The organism is Mycobacterium sp. IDUB_19 (genome assembly GCF_055419445.1).
In genome coordinates this window covers 1-8353 of sequence record NZ_JBVAXR010000070.1, presented here as the reverse complement: position 1 = coordinate 8353, position 8353 = coordinate 1, and the positions used below count along the sequence as shown (strand labels likewise).

Genomic DNA, 8353 nt, shown 5'->3' with positions numbered 1-8353 from the left:
CGCGGCGGCCGCTACGGTCTGCAGACGATGTGCGAGGGCGGCGGCATGGCCAACGCCACCATCATCGAGCGGCTGGGCTAGTCAAATTCGGCTCGCAGAGCCCTGGTATGAGGTGTCTATTGAGCGCCGCGTTACTTCTAAACGGCGTGGGATTTGGTGTTGCCGTGGTGGACTTAGGACCATGCTCGGTGAGACATGGAAAGACCAGTACAAGCGCCTTCAGCGGCAGTATGAACTGGTAAAGATGGCGGCGGACTCAAGCGGCCCACACAACGAACTCGTCCACGCTGAGGAACACGCGCGTGACATCTTGTATCACTTCTGTTGCGACGCCTTCCACTTACGCGACTGGATCAGAGCGTCACGCCTGGCGGACAAGACCAAAGCTGACCTCTCTCGACTGCTCAACAAGAGGGGGACTGGATCATCGAACGCGCTGTCCGTTTGCGCCGACATCGCTAACGGCTCAAAACATCTGAAATTGACGCATGAGTCGTACATAACTGGCAAGAGGCAGGGACATGCCAGAGTCATTGCTCAGAAACATGGTTCCAGACTTCCACTCACAATTCCGTTCCGCGTCGGTGGAGGAAATTTTTTCACGATTGCCGCTGCTAACGGCGCACATATGGACGGGCTCGACATTGCCAAAAATGCCATTGCCGATTGGAACGCTTGGCTGAAGAGCCATCGAGTGCGCCTACCAACTTAAGCGACGGACCACTGGCCTTTTGCGTGGCACAGGCGGCGCAGCAAGCTAGGTGATTGACGTGTCACAAGCGTGCACCGCCCGGCACACCCCTCGGCGGTCGACGTAACGACACGGGGGTTCTGCTCTTTCATGTGCTGCGTATGCGGCACCACCACCCACCAGCCGATAAGGTGCGCCCATGGAGGCTGCCGACTGGTCACAAAAGGTTGGGGTCGTGCTGCGCATTACGGAGAGAGCGGTCCGAACCTGGCCGCTCAACGAGTGGGCGCTACTCCGTCGAGTGCTACCAGACGGCGGGAGCAGCAACCCGGATCGTCGGCGATTTATGCCGGACAGGGGAAGCAGCCTTGCATTTGATGACCTCGGATTTATGCCAGACCTCGGTAATCATGTCGTTAGCTCAACTGCTCGCTTCCCGGTGATGATGGCGACAGAGAACTTGGTAGGTGCTGCCCAGGTACACGGGGCCGCATTCCGAGAGCGAAGAACAAACATTGCGTCGGTGGCATCTCTTTGTCGGTGCGCGATTGAGGCATCGGCCAAGACGATTTGGCTGCTCGGAGGAACCACTCGTGAGGAACGACGAGCGAGATGTCTCGGGTTCACACAGTGTGAGCGACTGCCTCAGCAGGGGTTCATCAGGATCGAAGAGCAAGTATTTGCAAAGCGGAATGTCACAGCAGGTGCGCCCGAGTACAAGAACTTTCAGCGACACCGCACCGAACATGACGACCGTCAGAAGTTGATCGAAGCTGTGCCGAAGGCCCAACGGAAGAAACCACCTTCGAATTATTCGGACATCGTCGCTTGGTCAGCGAGATGGATTGATGCGAACCCACCCGTTCACGTAACAGACCATGTGCAAATAGGCATGGAGCTTGGTGCGGGCCACTTCTACTCCTACGCTTCAAGTTTCGTTCACGCATACAAGTGGATGAGTGACTACGTCCGCGACGATCTAGCCTCACTCAAGACAATTGCCGACGGGTTCGCCGCTGCCCTCACTATGACGGAGTGTGCAGTTGCTTTGTTTGAAGCCCAATCCAGTCACCCCGCTCGAACGGCCTTGCGCAGGAAGAACTATCCGCATTCGTTGGTGCCGACCGTCGAAGCGTGGGCGTTGCGGTATCAGTAGCGGATGAGCAAGGACCGGCCCCCGCACCGGCACGCGACGACCTTCTCAATGCGAACGAGATGACGTGGGCGTTTGGAGGCATTGGCCATGTTGGCTACATACAGAATCAACAGGTCAGTAGGTTGAGGGCGTTGGCTGGCGTTGAGCGATTTTGAAGCTACTGCGGACGGGACTACTCCGGCCCGATGAGGTCTTGGAAAGCCTCGCACTCCACCGCGTGCCACTCTCGTACCAAGACATCGCCGGTCTCAGGGTCTCGAACCACTTCGGCGTGCCAGGGATAGCAGTGATGACAAGGCGAAATGGTGTACGAGTCTCCGTTCTCATCGAATGCACGCAGGTCGACGCTGCCAACCGGCGCTGTGAAGTTGACGTGCGGGCGCTCGTCCGGGCTCGTTGCCATGTCCAGTTCCCTGTGGGTCGACGTTTTGATCCCAATGTATCCGTACAGCCCGACGTTCCCCGGAGCGGCGCAGAGAGAGAAGTCGCTAGCCGTACGAGGCGGGAGCCGAGAAGTTAGGGGGCCACCCCCCACCCCTACGGGCTCGATCAGTTCTACCGCGCCCTCGTACGCTTGGGCGGCATGACTGACACTGACTCCGGCACCCAGCTACCAATAGGGATGTTTCCGCCAGAGTCGCTGCGGGTTGTGTATATCGAAATGCTGTACGCGCCCAACGGCTCGAAGGCCACCAAAGACAGCGAGATATTCATGCTCGCTAAAGGAACGGGATTCCTCTATCGACTGGATGGGCAAATCTATCTCGTCACGGCTCGCCACAATTTCTCGGGGAAGCACTGGGAGACTGATGAGTATCTCCGCCGCACCTACCGCGTCGCCCCAACGCACGTCGCCGTGAGCTTCCGCGCCAACACGCCGACGCAGGTATACAAGACAGGTTTTGAAGTACAGGCTCATCAGTATCTGATCAACCTGATCGACGACGCTTGGAAGCCGATCTGGAGGGAACACCCCCGATTTGGTCGCAGCGTTGACGTGGCAGCGATCCCATTCAATCTGCCTACGGATCAGCCCGGCCTGCTCGTTGATGCTTGGGAAGAAGCAGCACCTGCATCCGATCCGACCTCCCGGCTCTGGGTTGGACAGCAGGTGGCAGTGGTCGGCTACCCCTATGGACTGAGGGGAAGTTTCGAGCTTCCACTGTGGAGCAACGGCATCGTCGCTTCTGAGCCAACGTTGTTGCACACTTATCGCAATAAGGAATACCCGCTGTTTCTCATAGATGCGCGTGGGCGCACTGGGAATTCGGGTTCGCCCGTCCTGACGGTTCGGCAGCCTTTGGGCCTTACCCAAGAGAATGGAAAATGGGAGGTCGCCGTCGCTCCACGCTTCCATCTGGTAGGCGTCTACACAGGCCGCGTCCCCGAAGACTATGGCGCAAAGGAGGGTTCGGCATTCAAGGCGAAGTTGCCACCCGAAGGACCCGCAGAACCTGCAATCGACTACAGGGCGGATATACCCGGCGTGGAGGATGGAGTGAATCGTCGGTTCAAAGATTTGGCGCTTAAGTTAGAGAAAGTCTCCCAGCGAGCGAAGCATAGTTCCGACCTTGGATTCGTATGGCGGATACAGGAAGCCACTGAAATATGCCGGAGTGGAGTCGCCGGCGAGTCAGGCCCTACCGAAATGGACCACAGACAGCCTGAACCGCCGACAAAACCTTAAGCCCTGAGACGACATCACGTTCGGCAGATTCTCTTCATTCGGACTGTGCGGCGAGCACGCGATATATCGTGGCACGACTGACACCTAAGGCGTCGGCAATGGAGGACGCAGGCTCTCCGTTGGCGTGCATACGCTGCACCGTGGCCGCTTTCGAGTCATTCAACTTCTTCGGCCTTCCGATGGACTGACCGCGTGCCCGACGAGCGTCGCGGGCTGCTGCCCGGCGTTCTTTACCTAACTCGAGTTCAAGCTCGGCCAAGCTGGCGAGAACACCCGCCACCATGCGCCCGGTCGCGCTGGACGTGTCAATGCCCTCCCGAAGTGACCGCAACACAATCCCGCGCTCTCCAAGGTCACGAATCGTCGCCATCACCTCAGCGGCGTTACGTCCCAGACGGTCAATCCCTACGACGACGATGGCGTCGCCTTCACGGGCGTAGTCCAACAACGCCGCCAGGCCGGGGCGCTCCTCGCGGGTGGAGGTGCCAGACAATTTGTCCGAGTACACACGGTTGGGACTGACGCCCGCAGCGGAGAGCACGTCGATTTGTTGATCGAGCGACTGATGCCCGGTGCTGACACGGGCATAGCCGAGTTGAGTTCCGGTCATGGTTGGTGCCGAGCTAAGCGTCATGCGGGATAGTGTCTCAAAAGTCGCATGACATATCAATGTGAGACAGCGGTTTCGAGGCATATTTTGAGACAGTTCGAGCTGGCACTATGTGAGCGACAAGTGAACACACCTGGGCTGTCTCAGTTCTTTAGTTCTGCGAACACAGTTGTTGGTCCGCTCACTGAGGCGCTCGCCGGACGTGCCGGTCAGAAACCAAGGATGCCCTACGGTGCAACCATGGCCGGCATCGAGAAGTTGTCCGAAGCTATCGACCAGTGGATGACAGTCCTATCTAGTCGGCGGCCGATCTTTCATTCGGAGTTTGATTTTCAGTTCGCACTCTGCGATGTGATGGCACAGGCGGGCGTTACTCGTATTCGCCTTGAACGCATGGTGCAACTTCCTGGCAGTCCGCGGTTCGAGGTCGACATCATGGGATCCTTCGACGAGACGCCGGTGGCGTTCGAGCTGAAATACCCAAAGAAGCGGTTCGTAGGCACGTTGAGTGCGGACGGATACGACGAGACATACAACTTGCCCAGCTCAGGTGCCGACGATCTTGACGCTCATGCCATCTGGAAAGACGTGGCTCGCATCGAAAAGCTCATGGCAGCGGACATCGTCAAGGCAGGCGCGGTGATCGCGTTGTCCAACTTTGAGTTCTGGGATCAGCGCAAACACAGGCAAGGGACGCAGGCATACGATTTTCGTCTCTGGCAGAGCCGTGAGGTTGAAGCGGGCGCGGTGCTCAGGTTCCCCGAGCCGAAGCAGGCTCACAGAGCGGTGCAACTCCGATACTCATATCGCTGTAACTGGCGTCCGTACAGCGAACCGCACGGGGCGGATTTTCGATACTTGGTGCTAGCTCCTAGGTCGACCGCGTGGTAGTCCTTGTGCGCTGGCATAGGCCCTCGGAGCAAGGGCAAATTGGCTGGGCTCAGCCGTAGGGCCCGTGCAATTGACAACCCCATCGCGTCTGACCCAACGGGGGTGGGGTACCGGAGAATCCCTGCCAGCCGCCGCGCCGGTTACCAGCGCAACTAGACTTCGGAAGCCAAATCCGCTTGCGTACTTGTTCATCGAAACTCATTCAAAACCGGCACGCTTCGTTGCGTCTGCTCGTCGTCGTTCCCGTCCTGTTGTCGATGCCAGTGCACCGTAAACGGATTGTCAACATGTGAATCGAGTGGAGCATCCACGCGTACAGAGGTCCCCTGGTAAATCACGTCCCATCGTCGGATGCCGTTCGCGGGACCATCTATCCGGATCCTGTACTTGGGCGTGGGGCTTTGGTTGTGAAGGGTGTAATGGCCGGTATTGTCGGTCGCCGAACCGAACGAAATATCAGCGTGGCGAACCATTTTCCATGGTGCCAGTTCTGGGACATCAGCTACTTGCCGAGCGAGTTTGGCCTGCGATTCCGCAGCCGCTGCCGACCGCTCCGCCGCATCGGCAGAGCGCCTGGCTTCGTTCCTGGCCTTCCTCGACGAAATATGCGACCAAACGGCGGCCCCGGCCGCGACCACCGCGGACAAGTACGCAGGCACAGTCCCGTAGTTTAGTAAGTGCGCCCAGTGCCAGTCAGCCACGGCAGCTAAGGCTAGCCCCAGTACAGTCAGATCGTTTGCTTATGTCCAAATATTTGGGCCCACAACGGCCGCTGTCGAGAATGTCTTTCCTGCTTAGACCGCAACGTTCCGTCATGGCACTGGTCGCCCGTCGGGCTGAGCGCTCTCCCAAGTGGACCAGATTCCCGCCGAGAAGGGTCCCGGTGCACCATTGCGCTCGTAGAAGCCTTGCGGGTCATAGACTTTGGCGCTTGGCCATGGCCATGGGCAGACCAGCGATGTTGCCGCGCCCGACCAGCGAGTGACGGCGGTGTACACCAGTCCGTAGGTCATGAAGGCGAGGTTGACGCCGACGAGCATGACGACGAACGAACCAAGCACCGGCCGGGTCGGCCAGATCTTGGCCCGCCGCGCCAGTCTCTCGGCCACGGTGCGTCCGGTGTCGTCCCGATAGATCATTGCCGCGGCCGGAATCATCAGGATGCTGATGAGGGAGGACTGCCACAGCAACGGGAACTGCCAGCGTGTACCGATGAAGACCGATCCGAACGGGATGACTTGCGTGAACGTGTACAGACCGATGCGGACGCACAACTCTTCCATCGCAAAGTCGTAGACGAAGCCGAACACGAAGACCAGACCGGACAGGCTGATCAGCGGATGCCGCGACACGAACGAATCCCTGGAGCCGCGCGCTTGCATGCGTCGTAGGACCCAGATCGCTGGAAAGAACGGCGGCACCACGAACATCGAAATGGCCGCAATGAACAGCGGCTCGACGGTTGGAGACAGCGACACGATCGGCCAGTCCTCGGGCCAGTGCCACAAATCGGGGTTGTACGCCGCGAACGTCACCCAGTTCATCGGGGCGTCCAACCAGGCGAGCGTGCTGACCGCGATCGTCATCAGGAGGTAGGGATGCTTGGGATGGCGGCGCCAGAGGACAACGATCAGGGCGATGATGCTGACCAGCGCCAGGTAACTGAATATCTCGATGGTCACGATCCAGTGGCCGTAGCCGAACAGCGGGTCCGACAGCGGATGGGGACCTCCGGTGTCGTTGGGGTTGCGAATCCGGGCAGAGACTGCACCGTAGCGGGCGTTGTAGACGACCAGGCCAAGGAGCACCAAGACGACGGCGATCGCCACCAGTAACCACGGTGAGCGTTTAACGGACACATCGTCGGGTCTAGCGAGCTGTTCGGTTCTCATGGGTTCACCGCTTGAGCCGAGGCCGTGGGCGCCGGGTTGTCGAACGCCGGGGCACCCGGCCACCGATATGCACCGAACACTTCGGGGACTACGACGCCGGGAGGCGCCTTGAGCACGTATGGGATCGCGCGGAGTGCCGAAATGCCCACGGCCACATACCCACCCGAGACATCGCTGAAGTGGGCGATGGGGTCGGTATCCACCCGAATCTCAGCGGCGATGTTGGGAACGCCGTCGACGCGGATCCGCACCGTGTGGCCGTCGAGTACCAGATCCCATTCCGGGATATCGGCCGTACAGGTCCAATACTCTTCGACAACCAGGACAGGCTTGCCGCCGTTGTACGCCGTCCAGGACAGGATCTGGCCGACGACTGTACCCGCGGGCAGCGTTGTGCAGTCCAGGGTTACGTCGTTGGGCGACACCGCCGTTCGAATAACGTGATCTATCTCGTCGATGTGGACGCCGAGCACCTCTGCCGCCGCGCCCATCGCCTGTTCGGATTGGGTCGACACGGCACGGAACGCGGGCGAGTCGATTGAGATCTCCTCGGGTCGCTTTCCCATGCCCATCAGGTCGACAAGCATCCGCTCTTCGGGCACGTGCGAGCAGTCGACGAACTGCTGAATTGTGATGGTGTCGACGCGCTGGCTCAGAGCGGTGAGGCCAACGGCCAGCTTCTCCAGCATGAACCCGGGGTGCTCGCCGGCCGGGCTGAACCGCGAGTTCCCCGCTTCGCAGGCTTTTCGGATCCGTTCATCGGCATCGGATCCAAGAGTCGGCAAGTGCGCGTACGACGTCACCGTGATGACGTTCTTGCCGGTTTCCAGGAGCGCGACGATGTCATCGGTGTTGGCCTCGAAACCGTAAGCCTTGCTTGCCGAATGCAACACCACCTCGGCATCAAGGGCCAGGATCGCCGCCTTGTCGTTGGTTGCGACGATGCCGGTATCAGGGCGTCCCACCAAGGCCCCGGCGTCGACGCCCACTTTGTCGGGGGAATAGACAAACAGCCCGACAAGTTCGAACTCGGGGTTGTCGATCACCTCGGCAAGCTGGACCGAGCCCACCGGGCCGGTGGCCCATTGGATTACCCGGGTTGTCTTCACTCGCCCACCTCTCCAACGAACCGACCCTTAGATAGTGGCTACTATCTTAAAAACAGTCAACCGCCTATTCCCGTCGGAGGAGTACTCCCAGTCGGGCGCCAGCGGTGCCCGCATCATGACCACGCTGGTCAACGCGCTCGAGCAGCGCGGCGGCCGCTACGGGTTGCAGACGATGTGCGAGGGCGGCGGCATGGCCAACGCCACCATCATCGAGCGACTGGGGTAGGCGGCTACTTGGTGTTGGCCTGTTTGAGATGCGTTATCTCGTTGCCCCACACTGATTGTGCGCCGGCATCGCCGATGCGGTAGATCTGAAT

General features: G+C 59.7%; 10 protein-coding genes and 1 pseudogene. 6 read left to right on the top strand and 5 right to left on the bottom strand.

Going from position 1 to position 8353, the window contains the following annotated elements; translation table 11 throughout:
• The 3 genes from ACZY0B_RS26115 to ACZY0B_RS26105 form a co-directional block, all read left to right on the top strand.
• On the top strand, window positions 1-81 hold an 81-nt coding region (locus ACZY0B_RS26115), incomplete at its 5' end, for a hypothetical protein (protein WP_463767139.1).
• Window positions 82-181: 100 nt separating this feature from the next.
• A complete protein-coding gene (locus ACZY0B_RS26110; RefSeq protein ID WP_463767138.1) occupies window positions 182-712 on the top strand; it encodes a hypothetical protein in 531 nt (176 codons plus the stop codon).
• 178 nt (window positions 713-890) lie between these two features.
• Entirely contained in the window at window positions 891-1847 is a 957-nt protein-coding gene (locus tag ACZY0B_RS26105; RefSeq protein ID WP_463767137.1) for a hypothetical protein, read from the top strand.
• Window positions 1848-2019: 172 nt separating this feature from the next.
• Here ACZY0B_RS26105 and ACZY0B_RS26100 read toward each other — a convergent pair whose 3' ends face one another.
• The gene (locus ACZY0B_RS26100) at window positions 2020-2250 is read right to left on the bottom strand and encodes a hypothetical protein (RefSeq protein WP_463767136.1); all 231 of its coding nucleotides are present in this window, start codon (window positions 2248-2250) and stop codon (window positions 2020-2022) included.
• A 180-nt stretch (window positions 2251-2430) separates the two neighbouring features.
• On the opposite strand from ACZY0B_RS26100, the gene ACZY0B_RS26095 reads away from it, so the two are divergent.
• The gene (locus tag ACZY0B_RS26095; RefSeq protein WP_463767135.1) at window positions 2431-3534 is read left to right on the top strand and encodes a S1 family peptidase; all 1104 of its coding nucleotides are present in this window, start codon (window positions 2431-2433) and stop codon (window positions 3532-3534) included.
• A gap of 34 nt (window positions 3535-3568) precedes the next feature.
• Here ACZY0B_RS26095 and ACZY0B_RS26090 read toward each other — a convergent pair whose 3' ends face one another.
• A complete protein-coding gene (locus tag ACZY0B_RS26090; protein ID WP_463767134.1) occupies window positions 3569-4168 on the bottom strand; it encodes a recombinase family protein in 600 nt (199 codons plus the stop codon).
• Window positions 4169-4384: 216 nt separating this feature from the next.
• On the opposite strand from ACZY0B_RS26090, the gene ACZY0B_RS26085 reads away from it, so the two are divergent.
• A complete protein-coding gene (locus ACZY0B_RS26085; RefSeq protein ID WP_463767133.1) occupies window positions 4385-5035 on the top strand; it encodes a hypothetical protein in 651 nt (216 codons plus the stop codon).
• 188 nt (window positions 5036-5223) lie between these two features.
• On the opposite strand, the gene ACZY0B_RS26080 is transcribed toward ACZY0B_RS26085, so the two are convergent.
• The 3 genes from ACZY0B_RS26080 to ACZY0B_RS26070 form a co-directional block, all read right to left on the bottom strand.
• Window positions 5224-5736: a hypothetical protein gene (locus tag ACZY0B_RS26080; protein ID WP_463767132.1), complete on the bottom strand. Its 513-nt coding sequence runs from the start codon at window positions 5734-5736 to the stop codon at window positions 5224-5226.
• A 111-nt stretch (window positions 5737-5847) separates the two neighbouring features.
• Window positions 5848-6927 (bottom strand): spirocyclase AveC family protein, encoded by a 1080-nt coding sequence (locus ACZY0B_RS26075; protein WP_463767131.1) that lies wholly within the window; start codon window positions 6925-6927, stop codon window positions 5848-5850.
• Complete coding sequence (locus ACZY0B_RS26070; RefSeq protein ID WP_463767130.1) at window positions 6924-8036, bottom strand: dihydrodipicolinate synthase; 1113 nt, start codon at window positions 8034-8036, stop codon at window positions 6924-6926. Before ACZY0B_RS26070 ends, ACZY0B_RS26075 begins: the two co-directional genes overlap by 4 nt.
• A gap of 94 nt (window positions 8037-8130) precedes the next feature.
• Between ACZY0B_RS26070 and ACZY0B_RS26065 the strand changes: the two are divergent.
• Window positions 8131-8262, top strand: a pseudogene (locus ACZY0B_RS26065) (steroid 3-ketoacyl-CoA thiolase); the annotation flags it as partial.
• Between the last annotated feature and the right edge of the window lie 91 nt (window positions 8263-8353).